The organism is Sporolactobacillus laevolacticus DSM 442 (assembly GCF_000497245.1).
Taxonomy (GTDB): Bacteria; Bacillota; Bacilli; order Bacillales; family Sporolactobacillaceae; genus Sporolactobacillus; species Sporolactobacillus laevolacticus.
Map to the genome: position 1 here is coordinate 48,496 of NZ_AWTC01000012.1, position 21,161 is coordinate 69,656.

Consider the following 21,161-nt stretch of genomic DNA (forward strand, 5'->3'; position numbering starts at 1 on the left):
TTCGTTTGCATTCCTTGCAAATTTGGGTGTATCACTAGGTACAGTCTCGGGTGGTAGGCTTATTATCCCTGTTCAGAACACAACAAATTGTATTGAGCGGTGTATGTTTCAGATACTTGCATTCATTGCTTTGCAGTGAAAATTAAGCTCTTTGAGCTAAAAGAAATAAAGACTTAAATGCTAATGATTATCTCCGGAGACCGGCGATGTTAAAATAGCAATTTTGGGCATGCTGATTAATTTTTTTCATTTTAACAAGATGGTTGCCCTCTCAATTCTCATCATTGCTACTGGGTTTTGAGAGAATTGATGATGGTCCACCTAAGTAAACAATAATAATGTAAAAAAGGAGAAGACAAAGTGACAAGCAACTCGTTCAGATAATTGATAACTCTACCTGTTTTCCCGAATAATCTTCATGATCTGATTCAATGCGGGCAGATGCTTGTTTTTGCTTTTATATGCAATATAAATGACATTTTTAACGCTTAACTTCTCTAATATAACCTTGGCTTTTTCTTCATCCATTGAATTTTTTAATATATATGTCGGGATTAAACTGATTCCTGCTCCGTTTTCGATTGCCTTTAGAATTAAGTGCAAATTAGGAATGATATGCTTTGGTTTAATAATTGGGCGTTTTTTAAAATGTACCCGCCAAAACCTTCTGATGATTGGCAAATCCAGACCATAGCTGATCCAATCCTGTGATAAAAGCCATTTTTCTTTTGAAGTTAAATCATCATCATTCATGGGTACTTCCAATTGTTTTGGCGCAGCAATGACAAATTCCTCTTCATCTAATTTTGTGAATTCAATTCCCGGTATTTGCGACTTTTGCGAGGTAATGATCAAATCGACTTTATCTTCCTTCAATAATTCCAATAATTGATCGGCTGTTCCAAAGTAGGAAACGGTACCTGTTTGATACTCCTCAAGCTGATCCAGAATATGTTCATAAAAGTACTCTATGGCAGATCCAATTCTGATAATAGAAAGCGTTGGCAAAGAAGCCGCCTTAAAACTTAAGGTAGCTTCCTCTAAGGATTCAACAAGAGGCGCGAGCTGTGAATATAATGCCTTTCCTCTTTCAGTAGGCACCATTTTTCTCGCTGTCCGTACGAATAACGGTTCACCAACCTCAGCTTCTAATGAAGCTAAGTGCTGACTCATCGCCGGCTGTGTCATGATGCGGATCTTGGCAGCTTCAGACACCGAATTATATTTATATATAGAAACAAAGCTGCGATACCATTCAAAATCCACCAAGTTGTAAAATCTCCTCCTCAGATCAGTTCATTAACATCATAAACATGTCCGTTAATTAAACGTTTATTCAACACCAAATCAACCAATGCTTTCGCTACTTGAACAGGTTGCCGTAAAGCTCCACTGGTTTTGAAGTCTTGAAATTTATCAAGTTCAATAAATGCTTCTTTTTCAGCGCCTCTGATTGTCCCCTGCATTTCTGTATCCATAATACCGGGGCTAAAAGCTACAATCCTGTGAGCACTATCTATACGTTCCTGTTCAAGACCGGCTACCTTTGTGTGCATATTAATCGCCGCTTTGGTCGCATTATAGACACTCCATCCATGAATCGGCCGTTCAGCCGCACCAGAGGTTACATTAACAATAATCACTTCAAGCTCTTCATCCCTTAATTCTTTCAAAAGTGTATTGTTCATGAGCATAGGCGCAAGAAGATTTAACTGGACAGCTCGCTGGATCGCACTGTTATCTAGATAGCCTAAGCGTTCAATCGGTTCTACCATTCCTGCATTATTAATGACATATAATTTTTGAGGCTTTCTTTCAACAATCTGTTTGCTTACTTCCTTTATAATCGCTTCGATTTCTTCTACATTAATAAGATCGACGGGGTAGTGCGAAAAGCGCCCCTCACTTTGAGTTATAAGGTTTTGTAACCTTTCATTCGTGTTTCGGGACAAACCGATAACTTCAATACCCTGTTCAATCAAAAGTTTACTAATTTCATACCCAAGTCCTTTAGATACTCCGGTAACAAGTGCCATTTCCATAGTTTCCACCTCATTTTTCCTACAAAAGAAAAAGCTGATATTCTTTAAGATACCAGCTTTTCGTAGATTAACCTAGTGTTTCGATCACTGCTTTGGCTACAGCTATCGTGGATTGAGGATTTTGACCGGTAATCAGATTACCGTCTATTTCGTAATGGGTAGTCCAATTTGGCGCAGCAACGAAAATCGCACCCAGATCACGAATCTTGCTTTCCAACAAGAATGGCAGTACCGGTTCCAGTCCTGTCTGTTCCTCTTCTTTGTCCGTAAAAGCATTCACACGTTTGCCGGCGACAAGCGGCTGGCCATTCGATAGCGTTGCACCAACCAATCCTGCAGGACCGTGGCAAACAGCAGCGACAATTTTGTCTGCTTCATAGAAATCACGCAGCAATTCTTGTAACTTTTTGTTCTCAGGGAGATCAAACATTGCTCCATGTCCACCTGGGAGGAAAATCGCATCAAAAGAATCATAGGATACATCATCAAGTTTTACAGTGTCCTTCAAATACTTTTCCGTATCAAGAATCTCCTGCGATGTATTTTCATCTACACTACCAGGATCAGGAGTGCTTACCCCGCCAAGCGGACTCGCAACCGTAATACTGTACCCTTTCTTTTTGAATTCAATATATGCTTCACCAAACTCGGACAACCAAATCCCCGTGGATTTGCCTTCTGTGAGTTTCGTATGATTCGTGACAACCATTAAGATATTTTTTGACACAACCATAACCTCCTATAAAGTTTTTTCGTTTACAATGTCATTCTAATCCCAGACTATATATAAAACAAATTATGTTTTTATGTATATTGTATAAATATATTTATACATCAATATACAAAAAAGTTCTTTACTGATCGCTGTTCGTCAATCAGTAAAGAACTCTATCTCGATTACTTTACTTCTAAACACTTGGCAGTGACATTATCTAACCTTAACTTCTGCAAAAAATTCTTCATAAAGCGCTTGTACGGCTTTTTTCTCAACGGCATCCTTTACGCCGAACATCATGCTTGTTTCAGAGGAGCCTTGATTAATCATTTCAATATTAATATTCGCTGCGGCTAATGCATTCGACGCTCTAGCCGCCGTACCGACTTTTTGGCGCATGCCTTCACCAACAAGCATGATTAGTGCCAGGTCATGCTCGACCCTGACTTCATCGGCATCAAGATCATCTATAATTCTTTTCACAATACTTTTCTCAATTTCTTCATCCATTTGGTTCTGCCTGACAATAATTGTAATGTCATCGATACCCGATGGAATATGTTCAAAGGACAAGCCGAATTCTTCTAAAATCAGCAGAATTTTTCTTCCAAATCCAATTTCTTTGTTCATCATGTATTTGCCGACATAGATACTGCAGAATTTATCATCACTGGCAATACCCACTACAGGACCGTTTATATTTTCCCTTGCACTCATAATTAGCGTTCCAGGTGCTTCGGGGTTATTTGTATTTTTCACATTAACCGGTATACCCGCTCGAAACGCAGGGATGAGCGCTTCGTCATGAAAAACCGAAAACCCGCAGTACGATAACTCTCTCATTTCACGGTAGGTTAGTTCGCGAATTTCTTTCGGGTTCTTAACAATATTCGGATTCACTGCATAAACTGCATCGACATCAGTAAAGTTTTCATAAAGATCCGCTTTTATACCATTTGCCAAAATTGAACCAGTAATATCCGAACCACTGCGTGAGAAGGTCACAACATCGCCTTCCGTGTTGTAGCCAAAAAATCCTGGAAATACAATAATACCTGATTGTTTTTTCAATTCGTATAAACGTTCATACGACTCAGGCAATACTTGCGCATTCCCCGGTTCGTTACTTACTAAAAGCCCCGCTTCTTTTGGAGAAACATAGTGTGTTTCTAAGCCTTTATGATTAAAGACTGCTGCGATCAGCTTAGCATTATTATCCTCGCCGCTTGCTTTTACTGCTTCTATAAAGGAAGCCGGGTTGTCTTTGTCACCGTTAAGCAGGGACAAAAGATCATCCGTTATTTTTTCAATAATATTATTTGAGAGATTCAGCTCGTCAGCGATACTTTTATATCTGCCAATAATGGTTTCGACAAGTTCACTTGCATCTTCACCGTTAAGATAGTGTTCCGCACAGCTGATTAATAAATCGGTGACTTTAATATCATCCGAATAACGTTTTCCCGGAGCTGAAACGACCACGATTTTGCGTTCAGGATCCGATGCAACAATATGAAAAACTTTCTCGACTTGCGCTCCGGAAGCAAGTGAGCTTCCGCCAAATTTAACAACTTTCATTCTGACAACCCCTACTATTGGTCACTTACCGCAAATGTACCACTAGTATCACTTATTTTAGAAAAAGAATCAAACCTTTTTTACAATTGGCAATAATTTAATGAAAAATAACTTCAAATAAGTGATTTATTCGGATCATCGTAAACTCATGATAAATTTTCCGATCCGATCCATGCCTTCTTTGATCTTCTCCATAGAGGTTGCATAGGAGATACGCACGTATCCGGAGGCATTGGTCCCGAAGTTATCCCCCGGTACTACGGCAACGTGCTGCTCATCCAAAAGGCGGTCGCAGAATTCCTTAGCGGAAAGACCTATATCTTTGATATTCGCAAAGAGGTAGAAAGCGCCCATAGGCTTGATACAGGAAATCCTATCTATCGAATTAATCCGTTCATAGATATAATTTCGCCGCTTTTCGTATTCTTTCACCATCATTTCTCTATATTCGGCGCCATTGGAAAATGCCTCAATTGCGGCATATTGCGCAGAAGAGTTGACACAGCTCCAAACGTCTTCAGTAATTTTCGTCATTTCACGAATAAGACTGATGGGGCCAGTAGCAAAACCGACACGGAAGCCGGTCATGGCATGTGTCTTGGAGCAACTGTCCACAATCAAGGTACGCTCCTTCATGCCGGGAAAGGTAGCAATACTGGTGTATTCCTGATCATCAAACAAAATATGACGGTAGACCTCGTCACTGATGACAAAAAGGTCATGCTCTTTTGCAATTTCAGCGATCTCACGTAGCGATTCTTTATCCATAACGCTCCCGGTAGGATTGCTTGGGGAGTTTAAGAGAATAACCTTGGATTTTGGCGTGATGACTTTTCGTACATCATCAGGCGACATGATGAATTCATTTTCTTCAGTTACGTCGACGCAGACCGGATTCCCTCCGCAAAGCACGACTTGTTGACCATAATTGGTCCAATATGGCGAGCTCAAAATGACCTCATCCCCAGGATTAAGAAGGGTGGTCAGACCCAGAAAAAGAGCACCCATGCCTCCGGTAGTTACGAGGCAGCTTTCTACATGATAGGGAACACCGATCGTCTTCTCTAAATAATTTACATAGACCTCTCTAAGCTTGGTCATGCCTGCGCCAGGTGCGTATTTTGTTTCTCCCTCATCAAGGGATCGTTTAGCAGCCGCAATGATGTTTGGTGCTGAGATGAAATCAGGTTCGCCAACTGCAAAAGAGATCACATCGTCGATACGTGATGCGCGTACCATCATATCTCTAATAGGCGAAGGCTGAATCGCTGCAACTTTATTCGAGTAGTTCAAAAGTTTATCCTCCTGCTTTATGATGCGTATAAGTTAAATGATTATCTTTGTTCCATAAAGTAAAAATAACACACAAAAACGCTCTATTGCTATAGAAATTTGTCTTAAGGAACGTGAATCGTTGCATCATTTATCCTCTATGATTTTTTCAGTAGTTCGTTATTATTTGGAAGTCATGTGTTTAATTTCAATTTTGTGTTAATTATCCCTGAAACTATTATAATGAACATATGTAAAAATTTTTAGATTTATGTAACACATTGTCGGCTCATCATTCAGCGCACGCCATCATAAACTGTCAACAATGTGTTCAGAGGGAACTTACTCTCTTGATTTTTGTACCTCCCATCTCATTCCTTGAGAATGAAACAGCAAATAAAAAAGTATAGCGAGGAGTGAGGTCATGAAAAAATATCGCTGGATTATGTGGCGGAAAGTACTCATTTTTGTTGCGGTTATCGCCATCATCGTTAGCTCTATTTGGGCAGGGGGACAAGTTGCACAGAATTTCGCATGGACGGTCTTCAGCCTTCTGTTTCAATTGTTTTTCGCAATTCTCGTGATGATCATTCAATTTGTCGCGCTCTTCTGGTTCCTTGCTAGGGGCCGGACCTACTGGATCATGCCTGGCGAAACCGGATCGAGCTGGGATGATTATCGGGGCAACCCAGAAATTGTTGAAAATGCCAAACGTATTGTCACTTTGCTTAAAGGCGTTAAAGGCTTTAAGAAAATGGGGGGACAAGCGATACGAGGCATGCTGCTTTGCGGGCCTCCGGGAACTGGTAAATCTTATCTCGCCCAAGTAATCGCCAACGAAGCCCAGGTTCCCTTCGCCTATGCTTCAGCCCCAAGCTTTCAAAATATGTTCTTCGGTGTCGGCAACTTAAAAGTCATGAGCCTTTACAGAAAAGCTCGGAAACTCGCAAAACCGTATGGTGCCTGCATTATTTTCATCGATGAAATTGACGCAATCGGCATGTCACGGCAAGCGAATATGGGTGGCGGCGGTCTCGGCGGACTGATGGGCATGGGAGGCTCCGGGCTGCTTAATGAACTGCTTCTGCAAATGGATCCGCCGAATATCGATCATTCACGTTTTGCTAAACTCCTACGTGGGCTTGGGCTGAGACATAAAAAAGCAGAGCCTCGTGCAGTCCTGACCATCGGCGCAACGAACTTGCCTGATGTGCTTGACCCTGCCCTGCTTCGCCCAGGTCGCTTTGATCGGAAACTGTGGGTTTATCCACCAGATTATGATGGCCGGGTGGATGTGTTCGACTATTATCTTAAGAAAGTGAACCACGATGAAACTTTAACGCCGCAAAAGGCTGCTCTAGACACGATTAGCTACAGTCCGGCGCAAATTAAGCATATTGTTAACGAAGCGATTGTCATTGCACACGAACGCAAGGCGAAAAACGCAAACTATGAAGATTTCAGAGCTGCCATGGAAACCTATGAATGGGGGCTTAAGCAGCCTCTTCGCTCAATGAATGCCGATGAGAAACGAAATGTTGCCTATCATGAAGCGGGTCACGCTGTTGCTCAATATTTACTGAAGCCTCATGAACGTGTCTGGAAGGTAACCATTATCCGCCGAGGCAGCGCGCTCGGTCTGGCCGCAACGAAACCAACCCATGAGCGCTATAACCAAAGTGACAGCGAAATGCTGGCAGAAATTCAAGTATGCCTGGCCTCACGTGCTTCCGAAGAACTCTTTTTAGGAAAAAAATTAAACGGCGTCACCTCCGACTTGCAGCAAGCAACTGAACTGGCCGGTGCTTACATCGGCGCAGTTGGGATGGGGGACGAACTGTTCAGCTTTCTTTCGACAGGTTCACGACCTGACGCACTCAAGCAGCTCAGACCAAAAATCAATACGTTGTTAAAGGATCAAATGAGCCAAGTAAAGACATTAATCGAAGAGCACACCGAATTTGTTCATGCCATTTCCAGAGAATTATTGACACGCGGCGATCTCACAGGAGAAGAAATTGAAGAAATCTACATCAATCTGTATGGTCACACCCGGCCTGATGTTCCGGAGATCAAAGCATTAGTCAATACAGAGGATGCAGAAACCTCTACTAAAGAAAAGAACGAAAAGGAATAACTAGTTTACCTTACCCAAGCTGCTTAGGAAGTCTGCAATTTAAACCTAACTATTAAAGCCGATCATTACTCCTTCCAGGAGCCAATGATCGGCTTTTTTCTGCCACACATTTTCACTTTTCCGTACAACTTGACGTTAATCGTTCGCAGCTTCTGAGATCCACACAGCACGTGAATCATCCGTATCAAAAGGAATACTACAATCGGCGCTAAGGAGAATACCTTTGCGGCCATTTTCTTTGAGCAGACGCTTTGTTTCAGTCTGAACATCTTCTCTTGTGCCCTTGTAAAAGACACCATTTTCCGTGTTTTCAAATCCACCCATCACTGCGCGGTCGCTGAAAAGCTTCTTTCCTTCTTTCAGAGAGACGTTTTCAACATAGGAAGCCCAGTGAAAAGCTTTCACCGGATAGTCCTTGTAATCGCCCAGTCGATTGCGTTTGCCTTCAAAGCCGCAGATGTGGATCATATTGTAATCATGAACATTTTGAACAGCCCGCAACAATTTAACTTCGCTTGGTTGAACATAGTGCTGCCACTGCTTTGTACTAATGACCGAATCCTGGGGTTGCTGCACACACAAATAGATGCCGTCAATCCCCGAATCCTTAATCAATTTGGTGCTCAATACAATCAGATCATCGGCAAGAACATCAAAAGCATTGGCAATTGCCTGAGGATTCTCTTTGAATAAACGATAAATTTTTTCGGGATCATGTTCAATAATTTCGAATCGCAGACGCAGCTGATACCACGGCGAAAAAAAATTGTAGAAGCTGCCGATCTCCCCGTCATAATGATCGACAATTGCCTTAATCGCATCGACTTGGCGTGTGATCCAAGGATCGTCATGTTCAATGTGCTGAATTTTTTTCAGGTCTTCCGGTGTCTCAAACTCATTATCGATCACACTTGGATGCAAAAAGAAGCCGTCACTCATAATCTTTGTGAAATCAGGGTGGTAGCGATCATAAAAATTCTGCTGCAACTTAACCACCTTGTCGATCACAGCTGAATCACGATATCCAAGCACTTGCTGCTGCTCGTTTGACAGATAGTGATGCCAGAAACCGGACAGTATCCGATCAGTGGGTTTGTTATCCAATGTATCTAAGAAAATCTGATGTTTGTTTTCTGCCACTTTAGTCACCCGTAATTATCAATTTTTTATCATTATGCCAAACGCCAGCCGCCATTGACGTGAAGACTTTGACCAGTGATATAGCTGGCATCGTCAGAAATCAGAAATGCAATCGGCTTAGCTACTTCAGAAGCTTGGGCAGGACGCTGCATCGGCACCTTTTTGCGGTACTTTTCAATGTTCTCCTGAATCCGTTCATGTGTCATTTCAGTATCAGTAATTCCAGGAACGACCGCATTAACGCGAACATTTTTCGAAGCGCCCTCCAGTGCCAGTGTTTTGGTTAGACTGGTCACCGCACCTTTTGAAGCTGCATAAGCATCGTAATCCAAGATTCCGTCAAAAGCATCGACAGAAGTAACGTTCACGATACTTCCAAAGCCCTGATCAACCAGCTTTGGCAGCAATGCTAGACTTGGGTACAAGGTGCCGAAGAAATTTACATCCATGATTTCTTTCCAGGATTTATCATCATAATCTAAGACGTCTGTTGTATAGAAAAAGCCTGCCGAATTCACTAACCCGTCAATTCGACCGGTTTTCAAATAAATATCATCAAACGTTTGTTTAACGGCTTCCTTATCGGTCAACTCCAGTTGATAGATATGGCTATGAACGCCGTTAATCGTCGTCTTTGACTGGACTTCAGCCAGCCGTTCTGCATTCCGACCGATTAAATGAATAGTGTATCCTCGCTGTGCCAGTTCAATCGCAGTTGCTTGACCAATACCGCTGCTTGCACCAGTAACAATCACATGTTTTTCTTCATTTGCCACCTGCCTGTGTCTCCTTCTAAAATGGTTTAAACCTCGTCGAATTCTTGAAATCTTTTTAAGAAACACTCAAAGCAGGCAATTTTGCCACGATTTTATGTTTATTCTTTAGACATTCGCTAAGATGTCTGTCAGGAATTCTTGAGTTCTTTTTTCTGAAGGGTGTTCAAAAATATCCTCAGGTGATCCTTGCTCGACAATGTAGCCGTCAGCCATAAAGATCACTTTATTTGAAACATTACGTGCAAAATTCATCTGGTGCGTGACGACAACCATCGTCGTCCCCTCATCAGCAAGATTCCGCATGACTTTAAGCACTTCCCCGACCAATTCCGGATCCAAAGCTGAAGTAGGCTCGTCAAAGAAAATAACCTGGGGATTCAACGCAACTGCCCTGGCAATTCCGACCCGCTGCTGCTGTCCGCCGGAAAGCTGTGACGGGTAGTGATTCCGGCGATCCGACAGACCGACCCGTTCCAGTGCCTCCAGAGCAATTTTCTCAGCCTCTCTTTTTTTCACCTTTCGGGCAACGATCAGCCCTTCGGTGATGTTCTGCAACGCTGTTTTGTTATTAAAAAGGTTATAATTCTGGAAAACAAATCCGACATTGCGACGAATGGTCTGGATGTCTTTGCTGTTCAATTTTTGAAAGTCATTATCGACTCCGGCAAATTGGATGTGCCCGCCGTCTGCCTGCTCAAGAGTGGTTATGTTTCGCAAAAGCGTCGTCTTCCCGGAACCACTGGGTCCGATAATCGAAATCACGTCCCCCTTGTTCACATCCAAACTGATGCCCTTTAGAATTTCATTACCGTCATAGCCTTTTTTTAAGCCCTCTATTTTGAGCATGATTGGTCCTCTCACTTTCTGTTAAATCTGCTTCCGCCCTCACTTCAGGCTGCTTGATACTCAATGGACGCCAGTTGAAGAGGTTTGTTTTCTTCGTTGATCTTCGGAATTTGCTGAAGTAGCGTTCGAGCAGATAGAAGATCACTTCCGCACTATAACAGATGATCAGATAGTAAATCCAAACAACCAAATAGGCTTCCAGAAAATTGTAGTTGAAGGCCGCTTCCGTCTTAGCAATCGCTGTAATATCCTTAACCGACATGATGAACGCTAACGACGAATTCTTAATCAGGTATAAGGTTGCATTCGTAATATTCGGCAGCGCTGAAATTAACGCCTGAGGCAAAATGATCCGCCAAAAGGTCTGGCGAGGCTGCATGCCGACCATCAAACCCGCTTCCATCTGACCCTTATCAACCGTTTGCAGAGCTGAACGAAAAACTTCCGTCAAGGTTGCAATACTGTTCAATGTGAAGACGATGTACGCGTAATAAATCGGATTTATGCTGAATGCAGCCTTGCCGATGATCATGTTCAACAGGCTTGGAAATGCACTGTAGACAATCAGAATCTGCGCAATGATCGGTGTACCTCTCACAAAGGACACATAAAGCTTTACGATTTGTTCCAGACCCTTGACCCGATATATTCTGATTAAGGCAAACAAGCAGCCGACCGGCAATGAAATCAATAATGCAACGAGAACAATCTGCAGCGTGACGGGGACACCCTGTATGGCCGTTTGGGCAACTTTAACCATAAAATCTGTATTTAATGACATTTAAGATGCTCCCCTTAAGCGGCAATCGTTTTTCTTTTTGCCTGATAGGATTTCTCAACCAAGGTCACGCCTTTGTCAATCGCCAGCGAGATCACCCAGTAGATTAAGGCTAAGGCACAGTAGGTCTGCCAAGCATAGCCGCCAGAGTTATTGGCTACAATCATCTGAGCCTTGGCCACCATGTCGACAACCCCGATCGTGAATGTCAGCGCGCCTTCTTTCAAAAGGTTAATAGCTGAATTCGCAAAATTGGGCAGTGCGACAACGAAAGCCTGCGGTAACAGAATCCGATAAAAAGTCTGGAACGGCGTCATGCCGACCATCAGACCCGCCTCCATCTGCCCCTTGGAAATCGACTCATAGGCTGACCGCATAATTTCTGAAACAGGTGCTGAAAACAGCAGTGTCAGCGCAATAATGACAAAGTACATGCGGTTCCAGCCCTCAATGTTTATATGAAGCCATCCGCTAAATAAGAGCGGCATTCCGTAATACACAACGAAAATCATGATGATTGACGGCGTTGCCCGAATAACACTCACATAGATGCTGGAAAGCACACGTAAAATGATCGATTGACTTTGCTTGGCCGCCGCGAGTCCTAGGCCTAGCAGACTTCCCAAAACGATCGATGATACAGATACAATCAAGGTAATGTTAATGGCTGGTAATAGTTGGCCTAAAAAATTAATGATTAATTTAATATTCTCCATTTACACAACCTCATCTATTATTTACTCGAATTATTCAAACGGCTTGTTCAACAACTTAAAGTTATCCTGACCGAAGTATTTTTCTGAGAGTTGTGCTGCCTTACCAGAATCAATAACCTTCTTAATGGCCTTGTCATAAGCTGCTGCTAATTCTTTCTGGTCCTTGTTAAACAGTGGGTACGTCTTGATTCCGCCTAACGTAACATAGGTTAACTTACCTTTCAGATCAGCATTCGCACCGTTCTTCTTTTCAACGTTTGCTTCAAACATTGGACGGATCGCGAAGTAAGCATCGTAACGGCCTTCATTGACCCATTTCAGAGCATCAGAAACGACGAATGTGTCGGCACTGCCTAGATCGATCTTAGGGTTGTGATTCTTGTTATAGTCAGCGATCACTGCGTATTGTCCGTTTTGCGGAGCGATGGGAACCAATTTACCTTTATTATTTGCCAATTTAGCTAAACCGCCGAATTTATCTTTATCTTTTGTTCTGACAACAAATCCAGAGTCACTCACACCTAAATAGTTCTTAGGATAAAGGTATGTCTTGGCACGATCCGCGGTGTAGAATACATTCTTAACGCCGACTTGGTACTTGCCACTTTTTACACCAATCAAAACGTCATCGTCACTGGTACCTACATATTCGAACTTGTACTGCGGCAATAATTTATCAACTTCACGTAAGATCTGCACATCATAACCGTCGCCTTGCTTCTTGTCATTTTGATAAGTAATCGGGAAGTTCGTGGTCGCATATGCGACTTTAATCACCTTTGGCTGATCCGAGCTGGCTTTGCTGGAAGACTTTGTTTTATCCGAACCCTGATTGCCGAGAAAATAAACTCCGGCAAATACAATGACAACTGCTGCTATAACCCCAATAATAATCTTGTCCAATTTCCTCATGTTGTGAATCCTCCTCATTTAAATGAAAATTTTATGTTATCAAGTGCTAATGTTTGTTGTTTTAACTGATCACCAGCGCCGTCAAAATTCAGTTGAACAATGTGGTTTTCCGGGCCCTGTTTAAAAGTCAATTGCCGATCGCCCAATTGAACATGGTATTCGGAATCTGTATTCTCAGTTTTGCTTTCCAATAATCCACTCCAGATTCCGGCAACTTTTTCCGGATCAGGAACACTGAAAACAGCTTGTCTCGCCACTAAATCTCCGGCAGCATGCTGCACGATCAAGCCTTGCTCCGTGAGTTTTTGTTCACGATCTTTATCGCTGCCCTGCCATTGAATGAAAAACGGATACGGCAATCCGTCAATGGTGTCATCGATAAAGAAAATCAACCATGTGATCAGGTGGCCTTGTTCGTCCAAGCGCTGACCCTCTTCGATTTCACCAACATTGATCCCGGCATCCTTCAGACGCTTGTGAACCGCTTCAATATCCGTAGTACGGATCGCGATCGTGTTGATTCGCTGAACTTTTTGTTGATAATCTTTAACCGCATCATAAACTGCGGAAGCGTCTGAGCGGGAAAACTGCTTTGCTCGTACTTTATCATACACAGAAATCAATTCGATATAATTCAAGCCAAAATACCCTAAGGCATTTTCGGTACCCCATTTTTCATGACGGCCACCGCGTGCAAAGACAATTCCATGATCGCCGAAGAACTTCGCAGCCTCATCAACATTTTGAACATTGATCATTGTGTGATCCCAATTTAAAACGGCCATTCTTTAGCTCTCCTTTCCCAATTCTGTCGTCCGTTTGATCGCTGCCAACACCGCATTCTGGACGCCTGCCGCAAAATCACTAGCATCCAACTCATGCTGAGCAGCAATGCCAACCCCACCTGCTGAATTGTTGATATCCAACAACTCATAAGGATGTTTGCCTGTGATCTCCAGCATTTTCGCCGCGCCCTGCAAATTCTCAAGTGCTATTTCGTTTGCTTGTTTTCTCGATAAGCCGCCAAGAACACCGGCGTTTGTTAAGGCAAGATAAAAGTTGTAAATATAATTTGGTCCCGCTATTGCGTAACCTGTGTAAATATCAATTTGTTTTTCAGGAATGTAATCGACTTTCCCGAAGCTCTTCAGAAATTCATCCACATCCTCTTGCCTCGCCGACGCATTCAAAGCTACGCCGGAAACTCCGAATCCCGTATCCGTGAGTGTATTCGGAATAATACGTACAACTGGATAATCCTCATCTCCGATTGCGTCCGTCAATTGTTCAATCGTGACACCAGCAACAATAGAGATAATTGTTTTCTTTTGGCCGCTTGCACCAATCTGCTTGGAAATGCCTGCCCAGTCATCTTGTGGGCGAACACCGAGCAGAATTAAATCAGAATCCTTTAATGCTTGAGTTTGAAATTCCCGGCTGGTTGAAATGTGATAAGTATCTGCTAAATAGCGCACCCGATCCGGACTGATATCGACCACATGCGTCGTCTCAGGAGAAGTCGCCTGATTTTTTAGCGATGCACGAATGATTGCCTCAACCATTTGGCCGCCGCCAATGGCATACAATGATTTCGTCATAGTCTTTCTAACCTCCATTTTGATAAAGAAGAAAACTCGGTCCTGTGATTCAGATTGTGTATACCTGCAATCCATTAGGTCAAAATGAACCATTTCCTTTAACTCTTAATGGTATGTTATCTGAAAAATCAGATTTAGTCAAATATTCCATAATTATCCAACACTATACATGGCTTGTATACAACATATGGACATTATTTAAATTGACTTTCATGATTACCAACTTATCAAATTAATGTGGTATATCCTATATTAATAGTATGCTTTTTAGCTGTCAATTGATTTCTTCCGCTGTTCATTCACCCTGTTGCAATCTGCTTGAGGTCTTAAAAGTGCAGAAAAAAACGTATTCACACTGCAACCGCACACACGCACAGCCATTTGGTGCTGCGAAGCAGATCCTTTCAGGCAGAATAAAATCTTGCATTTGGCAGAAACTGGTAGATGGCTTTCTCGAAAAAAAACTCGAGAGGATTTTATTCCCTCTCGAGTTTTTTGTGGAGACTACTTTTTGGGACAGCCTCGTCCTAAACAGAAACCATTCGTTAACTTGATTTTCTCAGTACAGATTCAGGTACTTAGCACCGCATCAACGACTCATCTTTGATGCGGTTTCCCCATTTCTCTTTTTTCTTTTAATAGCCGCTGAAATTCTTCCTCTAGTTCTGGAGAAGGCTCAATACTCAACCTGCTGAGTACCTCCGTTATTTTTGTTTCGAGGACCAATCGCTTTTCCTTATCGTCATCGCGCACTTTTTTCGGTTTATCGTTTTTCCATTGTCGATAGGTTCCTTCAAATACGTGAATCGTCTGACTGCGGATTTCCAGGATCCGTGTTGCGATGTTTTCGATGAACCGGCGATCATGGGAAACAAAAATGACGCTTCCTTCATAGTCCTTAAGCAGCGACTCTAATGCAGCGACGGCTTCCATATCCAGATAATTCGTCGGTTCATCCAGAATCAATGTGTTCATGTCGCTCAAAAACACTTTAGTGAGTGCGACTTTGACCCGCTCGCCGCCGCTCAGAACACCGACCGGCTTATACACATCTTCACCAAAAAAATGCATCCGGGCGAGCACCGTGCGGATCAGCGATTCCTCTTGCTTTGAGGTCGCACGGACGTTATCAATAATCGACTTTTCTTCATCAAGGATCGTTAGGTTCTGATTAAAGTAGCCAAGTTTCATCGACGGTGAGTACGAAACTCCGCGATCTTGATTCATGATTTTTTTAACGAGTGTCGTTTTCCCGCTTCCATTGGGTCCGACAATTGCCAATTTGTCCCCGCCGCGGATAAAGAAACTGGTGTTGTGCCAGAGCTCACGTTTACCGAACCGCGCCGATACATCTTCGACACGAAGAATGATTCGATTTTTAAACGTTTCTGCATTTGGAAGGTTCATCTTAAGCGGCTGAAGCTCTTTCACATTTTCAACTTTTTCCAGCTTTTCTAATCGTGTTTCAATGGCATTGGCCGTTTGCTGAAGCTTTTTTTGTTTCTTGGCAAAGTAGGGTTTGGCTCCTGTAATTCGTGCTTCAGAGCCGCTCAAGTTTTTCGGTTTCTTTGTTGCCCGCTGAGCTTTCCTCTCTTTTAGTTTTAATGCTTCTTCCAGCTGCCGTTTCTTCTTTTCATAGCTTTCATAAGCTGACTGTTGCTCTGTACGCTCTATTTCCTTTTGTCTGGCATAATCGCTGTAATTGCCTGTGTATACCTTGAGCTTGCCTTCATTGATTTCCCATATCGTTGTACAAAGTGCATCCAGAAAGGCCCGGTCGTGCGACACAATAACAAACGCCCCTTGCCATTCACTGAGCTTCTTCTCCAACCATTCAATATGATCCGTATCCAAATTGGTCGTTGGTTCATCAGCAAGCAACAACTCCGGATGGCTCATAAGTGCTTTTTGGATGTATTCCTGAGTCACTTCTCCGCCGCTTTTCGTTGTATCGGTTCGCTTTAGCTGTGGCAACAGGGTACATTGAGTACGTTGAATCACCGTTCCTTCTTCCGGAACGATCTTTTCAGCAAAAATATTCAGAAGCGTTGTTTTCCCGCATCCATTCCGGCCAACCAATCCAATACGATCCTTTTGAAGAATGTGTAGCTGATCTACATCAAGTAATAAACGATCCTTTACATAATGCTTTATATGAAGCGCTTCTAACAAGATCATCGAATCATCCCCGTTTATCATTTTCTGGGGACATAAAGAAAAACTTGGCGAAGCCAATGCTTTGACGCAGGCTAAGCCTTAGATTTTCTTATACTAGCTTCCGCTAATTTTTATACAATCCTATTTGTATAAAAATGCCCCCTATCTGGACTCAGAATAGGAGGCATATATAGGCGAATACCAAAAAGAAACCCGATCTTTTCGGCCGGCCGCAGATAACCAATCCTATCCTGAAAACTCCGATCTGAAGACATATGTGCAGAAAAAATCCGCTGCTCACAAACATCTTTCAGTTACCGGATTTCGAAAATAGGATTAGTTTTTCATCGGCCTTTGGTTCACCCTTCCGTTCATTTGATTATTCTTAGTTTAAATCAAAGCACAGTCACTTGTAAAGTAGCAACGACATGGCAGACGGCAAGCCCGTGTTCCTCCGATAGCGATTTTTTCAACAGGTTAGCATTTGGTTAACATATTGAAAAAGGGTCATTGGTTTTGTCGCTATTCCAGACATACTCAATATGATGCGCAATTTCTCGCGCTTGTGCCTCACCAAACTGATCGGCAATAAAACCTAAAGTCATATCAATGCCTGCAGAGACCCCGGATGATGTATAGTATTTCCCATCGTTGACCCATCGCGCGTGTTCCATCCACTGTACCGAGGGATTCACACTTTTTACCCATTCAAAAGCTAATTTATTTGACGTTGCTTTTCGTCCATTCAGAAGTGATGTTCGCGCTAATAGAGCCGAACCGGTACAAACCGTCAGACAGTAGGTAGATAGGTTGGCTGCATCCCCCAGCTTCCTAATAAAATCATCATTATTAACCAGAGGGCGCGTCCCCTGTCCACCCGGAATCAGAAGAATACCTGTTACATCTGTGTGGTGAATCGGCTCAGTCATTATTGGCGTCTTCTGTCTGCTCGTTATCGTCCCACCGTCCATAGACACATAGCGCAGAGTATATTCGCTGATCTGCCCCAGTACTTCTACCGGTCCAAAAGCGTCCAGCGTTTCAAAATCTGGAAAGAGCAGGATATTTACATCCATGATCTTGGCCTCTTCTCAAAGTGTTATTTTTCCATAACAATAACAACAAAAAGTTACCTAAACGGCACATCTAAATGACAACTGCTTAAGTCAATTGAATAACGCAAATCTTGATTGCCGCGAACGGTCATTCCGAAATCGGTCGCATAAATAACAAGTCCTAGTTGATGCCCGGCAGCCAATCGGTGGAAGGTAGGCTGCAAATCAATGTCGATCTCGTAGAACTGGTCAGGCTTTAATTCATCAACTTTCCAAGGATTTTCCCGGTTTTGTAAATTGATATGGCCTTTCGTGATCATTTTGAATGGTGTGGCGAACTTGGCCGGAGTAAATTCATTCAGCCGATCTTCGCGCCAACGGTACCCTTGATCAATTCCATTCATGCCAATTGGGGTTGGCGTTGCATTAAATCGCTTTGCTTCGCCATAATCAACAAGCTGAAAACTCAGCATCCCCAATGATTGATTTGAGGCTGCTTTTACGTGAATACGCACCCGGCCATCGATAATCTTGTCCGCTTCAATCGGCTCGGTCTTGAACAACAGGCGGTTTTCACTCAAATCATTTTTCCGCTCCGCCAGAATGTCCTGTTCCCATTGATCAATATGATCAGCGTAACGGTTAAAGATGTCCTCCGGAAGGCTATCTTTAATGGACAGCACTTCATGGCCGACCGGAGTTGAAACTAGTTTCTCGACAGCAAAGTGATAGGTTTCCTTCGGTGTATTCGGCTCAGACCAATCTTGATAAGCGTTCCATGTTTCCGGGGTCACGTTGTCCTGAACGATCACGTTAGGCAGAAGTTCCTTTGCTCCGTTTTCGATACCATAGAGTTCATGGCTAATCCAGAGGTTGATCATATCCGTATAATCAATGGAGCGAAACGCATTAATGTAGATGTGCTGCCCCTGGTGCAGGATGATCTTTTTTGTTACCGGAACCTCACGCAATGCCTGCCACAGCTGTTCCACTTGGCCCGGTTTTACGTTCCAATCGTTCAGTCCATGAACCATGAGCACGTCGCATTTAATGTTCTTCACCTTTTTGAGATAGTTGCGTGCATCCCAAAAGGTGTTGTAGCTACCTGATTCACGGTCCATATCGCGCACCATCTGTTTCATCTGCTCAGTAAAAAATTCTTTGATGCGCAAATGATAATCGGCAGCCGCCTTCATTCGGCTCAGTGTCTCAATTGCCAGCACGTCTGCGTCTTCACCAGGGAATCCGTCAGGTGCAACCATCAAGCCACCTTCGCGATAATAATTGTACCAGGATGAAATGGCAGCTTCAGAAATGATCGTCTTTAATCCTTCAACCCCAGTTGTAGCAGCAGCTGTTGCCAAGGTCCCGAGATAAGAACGTCCGGTCATCGCGACGTTACCCGTGCACCACCAAGCCGTAATCGCTATGTGATCCGTGCGATTAGTGAACGCACGTCGTTTGCCGTTCAGCCATTCAATAATGTCGATGGTTGCTTCGGTCTGTTGCGGATCCCCACAGGTTTGAATACCATCCGAATCTAACGTGCCAATGCCGGCGGAGTATACCGCCGCAAAACCGCGCGCCAAGAAATAATCATTCAATGTATAGGAAAATTCGCGACTGAACGTCTCAGTAGCGTATTTTGTTTCTCCGGCAACCGGCCGCGGCTCCGGCAGCACCATTTCCTCATCTTGGTAGGCAATGTCCTCATAGCTAAGATCATTCGGCTGCTTTTCGGCCAGCAGCACATTGACCTTATGCATGGCTTTGGCACCGGCTTCATCATTGGTGTCTTGGTTATACGGGCTAGCTGTAAAAAGTGCCGGTACCTTGAGTCCGTTTTCCGTTTCCGCCGGACGAATAAATTCAACTTTTAGTAAATCTCGCTTACCATCATGATCCGAATCAACGGAAGACTCCACGTAAACAACCTCGCGAATCAGTTTGGACGTGTCAAACACAGCTTGGGCTTTGCCATTAAAGAAAAGCGGCTTCTGTTCTACCGACAAATCATAAAATGGAGCACAATATCCTTGATTGGTCAGTTGATCAAGGAACGTCTGTCCATTCTTCGTATGGGATGTGAGCAGCAGATACCAAGCATCTAATACCTGATCTTTGTTCCATGCGCCTTCAGCTTCAATCATCGGCAGCTGCATCTTTTTCATCGCAGCCAGTGGATCAGTAATCTCATAGTCAACATCCGCTAAAAAACCGAAGAGTTGCAGAGCGATTAAATAGAATACCTCCGCCGTGATCGGCTTGCTGGCATCAAAGTAATCTTTAAGATCAATTTCAGGGGTCGCTAGATAGTTTTTCAGTTTGACATCATAGTCATGACCTCCTCTAACCTTCAAGAACGCCTTTTTGAGCAGCAAATGATAGACAGCAGCAGGCGTTAGCGCAACTCTGATTTCATCATCTAAAAAATGAATCTGTTGTAATTCTTCGACCACGGTCTGGTGATCGGTATTAATCCGTGCAAATTGATTGTTTTTCATCGACAAAACTCCTCAGCAAATAACTACAGCTAGTATACCATTCATTCAGCATGATTCATGGTCAGGTATTCGTCTTCAGCATCCCTTAATATCCTTTTTCATTTGGATTGTCCTTGCCCCGTTTGTATCACAAACTCATCTGTTCTTAATCGGTATCGGAGTTCGTAACATGCGCACCTACACTAAGAAGAACGAAAATGACCACTACGTTTAAAGATAAGTTTTTGTGCTGCAGATTTTGGCGATTTATGCATTGTACCCCTTGTTTCCTATAGAACACTTTTTCACTGTCTAATCCCAAACTTCATCTAATTTATCCGAATAGAAATGGATTGCTCGTTTATAATTTAGTAATTCATTGTCTGATGTGGTTTCTGCCAAACATTTTAGGAGTAACTCCATTGCTTTACGATGTTCGTTCAAATTATATAAGGTCATCGAATAAAAGACTTTAAGTGCTCTACTGTTTGGAAATGCTTCAATTCCCTTTAAAAATGTTTTCTTTGACTTTTCATACGCCCCTAATGTTCGATATGTGCTCCCTAACCCAAGCAAGGCTCCTTCTAACTCGCCTGGGGGCAGCCCTAGGCGTATAGCTTTTTCATAATAAGGAACAGCTTTCGATTCCTCACCTAATAAATCATAACTCCAAGCGCATTGATAGTTAATTGAGGCATCTTCAGGAAAATCTCGAACAAGTTTTAGAAGTAATTGGTTAGATTCTTTGTGGTTTCCACTATTTCTTAAGTCAACTGCTTTTTCCAACTCTTTTTTCATTACGTTCATCTCCAATACTCAAGTCTGCTTGTTCCACGGTCTCCTGAACGAGGAAAAATTGACTACTTATCTCATATTATTTAGGTGGGACCCTTGTTTTGCATCAAGAGTATACAGGACTTGGTTATAGTTTCAAGACCTTTTATATTCCGCAGATA

General features: G+C 42.9%; 18 protein-coding genes. 1 reads left to right on the plus strand and 17 read right to left on the minus strand.

The genetic code is table 11. The annotated features are described in order from the left end of the window. Positions 1–393 precede the first annotated feature (393 nt). From P343_RS30745 to P343_RS30765, 5 genes are all read right to left on the minus strand, one after another. Positions 394–1,266 (minus strand): LysR family transcriptional regulator, encoded by an 873-nt coding sequence (locus tag P343_RS30745; RefSeq protein WP_317134710.1) that lies wholly within the window; start codon positions 1,264–1,266, stop codon positions 394–396. 20 nt (positions 1,267–1,286) lie between these two features. Further along, on the minus strand, positions 1,287–2,042 hold the full coding sequence (locus P343_RS30750; RefSeq protein WP_023510704.1) for a (S)-benzoin forming benzil reductase: 756 nt from the start codon (positions 2,040–2,042) through the stop codon (positions 1,287–1,289). A gap of 67 nt (positions 2,043–2,109) precedes the next feature. Continuing rightward, positions 2,110–2,769: a type 1 glutamine amidotransferase domain-containing protein gene (locus P343_RS30755; RefSeq protein WP_023510705.1), complete on the minus strand. Its 660-nt coding sequence runs from the start codon at positions 2,767–2,769 to the stop codon at positions 2,110–2,112. Positions 2,770–2,970: 201 nt separating this feature from the next. Beyond that, a complete protein-coding gene (locus P343_RS30760) occupies positions 2,971–4,335 on the minus strand; it encodes an aspartate kinase (protein ID WP_023510706.1) in 1,365 nt (454 codons plus the stop codon). A 135-nt stretch (positions 4,336–4,470) separates the two neighbouring features. Then, the gene (locus tag P343_RS30765; RefSeq protein WP_023510707.1) at positions 4,471–5,628 is read right to left on the minus strand and encodes a pyridoxal phosphate-dependent aminotransferase; all 1,158 of its coding nucleotides are present in this window, start codon (positions 5,626–5,628) and stop codon (positions 4,471–4,473) included. Between the two features lie 403 nt (positions 5,629–6,031). Between P343_RS30765 and P343_RS30770 the strand changes: the two genes are divergently transcribed. Continuing rightward, positions 6,032–7,744, plus strand: a complete 1,713-nt coding sequence (locus tag P343_RS30770; protein WP_023510708.1) for an AAA family ATPase — start codon at positions 6,032–6,034, stop codon at positions 7,742–7,744. Between the two features lie 135 nt (positions 7,745–7,879). On the opposite strand, the gene P343_RS30775 is transcribed toward P343_RS30770, so the two are convergent. The 12 genes from P343_RS30775 to P343_RS30835 all read right to left on the minus strand — a co-directional run bounded on the left by P343_RS30775 (position 7,880) and on the right by P343_RS30835 (position 21,003). Continuing rightward, a complete protein-coding gene (locus P343_RS30775; protein ID WP_023510709.1) occupies positions 7,880–8,884 on the minus strand; it encodes a uroporphyrinogen decarboxylase family protein in 1,005 nt (334 codons plus the stop codon). A gap of 32 nt (positions 8,885–8,916) precedes the next feature. After that, on the minus strand, positions 8,917–9,660 hold the full coding sequence (locus P343_RS30780; RefSeq protein WP_023510710.1) for an SDR family NAD(P)-dependent oxidoreductase: 744 nt from the start codon (positions 9,658–9,660) through the stop codon (positions 8,917–8,919). Between the two features lie 105 nt (positions 9,661–9,765). After that, a complete protein-coding gene (locus tag P343_RS30785; RefSeq protein WP_023510711.1) occupies positions 9,766–10,506 on the minus strand; it encodes an amino acid ABC transporter ATP-binding protein in 741 nt (246 codons plus the stop codon). Next, positions 10,472–11,287 carry an amino acid ABC transporter permease gene (locus P343_RS30790; protein WP_023510712.1) on the minus strand — a complete coding sequence of 272 codons (816 nt, stop codon included), beginning with the start codon at positions 11,285–11,287 and terminating at the stop codon, positions 10,472–10,474. The genes P343_RS30785 and P343_RS30790 overlap by 35 nt, the downstream gene beginning before the upstream one ends. A gap of 14 nt (positions 11,288–11,301) precedes the next feature. Further along, the gene (locus tag P343_RS30795; protein WP_023510713.1) at positions 11,302–12,000 is read right to left on the minus strand and encodes an amino acid ABC transporter permease; all 699 of its coding nucleotides are present in this window, start codon (positions 11,998–12,000) and stop codon (positions 11,302–11,304) included. Positions 12,001–12,030: 30 nt separating this feature from the next. Further along, a complete protein-coding gene (locus P343_RS30800) occupies positions 12,031–12,912 on the minus strand; it encodes a transporter substrate-binding domain-containing protein (protein ID WP_023510714.1) in 882 nt (293 codons plus the stop codon). 14 nt (positions 12,913–12,926) lie between these two features. Beyond that, positions 12,927–13,697, minus strand: a complete 771-nt coding sequence (locus P343_RS30805; RefSeq protein WP_023510715.1) for a VOC family protein — start codon at positions 13,695–13,697, stop codon at positions 12,927–12,929. A 3-nt stretch (positions 13,698–13,700) separates the two neighbouring features. Continuing rightward, positions 13,701–14,510 carry a pyrroline-5-carboxylate reductase family protein gene (locus P343_RS30810; protein ID WP_023510716.1) on the minus strand — a complete coding sequence of 270 codons (810 nt, stop codon included), beginning with the start codon at positions 14,508–14,510 and terminating at the stop codon, positions 13,701–13,703. Positions 14,511–15,107: 597 nt separating this feature from the next. Continuing rightward, positions 15,108–16,688: a Vga family ABC-F type ribosomal protection protein gene (locus P343_RS30820; RefSeq protein ID WP_023510718.1), complete on the minus strand. Its 1,581-nt coding sequence runs from the start codon at positions 16,686–16,688 to the stop codon at positions 15,108–15,110. A gap of 467 nt (positions 16,689–17,155) precedes the next feature. Further along, positions 17,156–17,743 (minus strand): DJ-1/PfpI family protein, encoded by a 588-nt coding sequence (locus tag P343_RS30825; protein WP_023510719.1) that lies wholly within the window; start codon positions 17,741–17,743, stop codon positions 17,156–17,158. Between the two features lie 53 nt (positions 17,744–17,796). Then, the gene (locus P343_RS30830) at positions 17,797–20,226 is read right to left on the minus strand and encodes a Xaa-Pro dipeptidyl-peptidase (protein WP_023510720.1); all 2,430 of its coding nucleotides are present in this window, start codon (positions 20,224–20,226) and stop codon (positions 17,797–17,799) included. Positions 20,227–20,517: 291 nt separating this feature from the next. Next, on the minus strand, positions 20,518–21,003 hold the full coding sequence (locus tag P343_RS30835; RefSeq protein ID WP_023510721.1) for a tetratricopeptide repeat protein: 486 nt from the start codon (positions 21,001–21,003) through the stop codon (positions 20,518–20,520). Between the last annotated feature and the right edge of the window lie 158 nt (positions 21,004–21,161).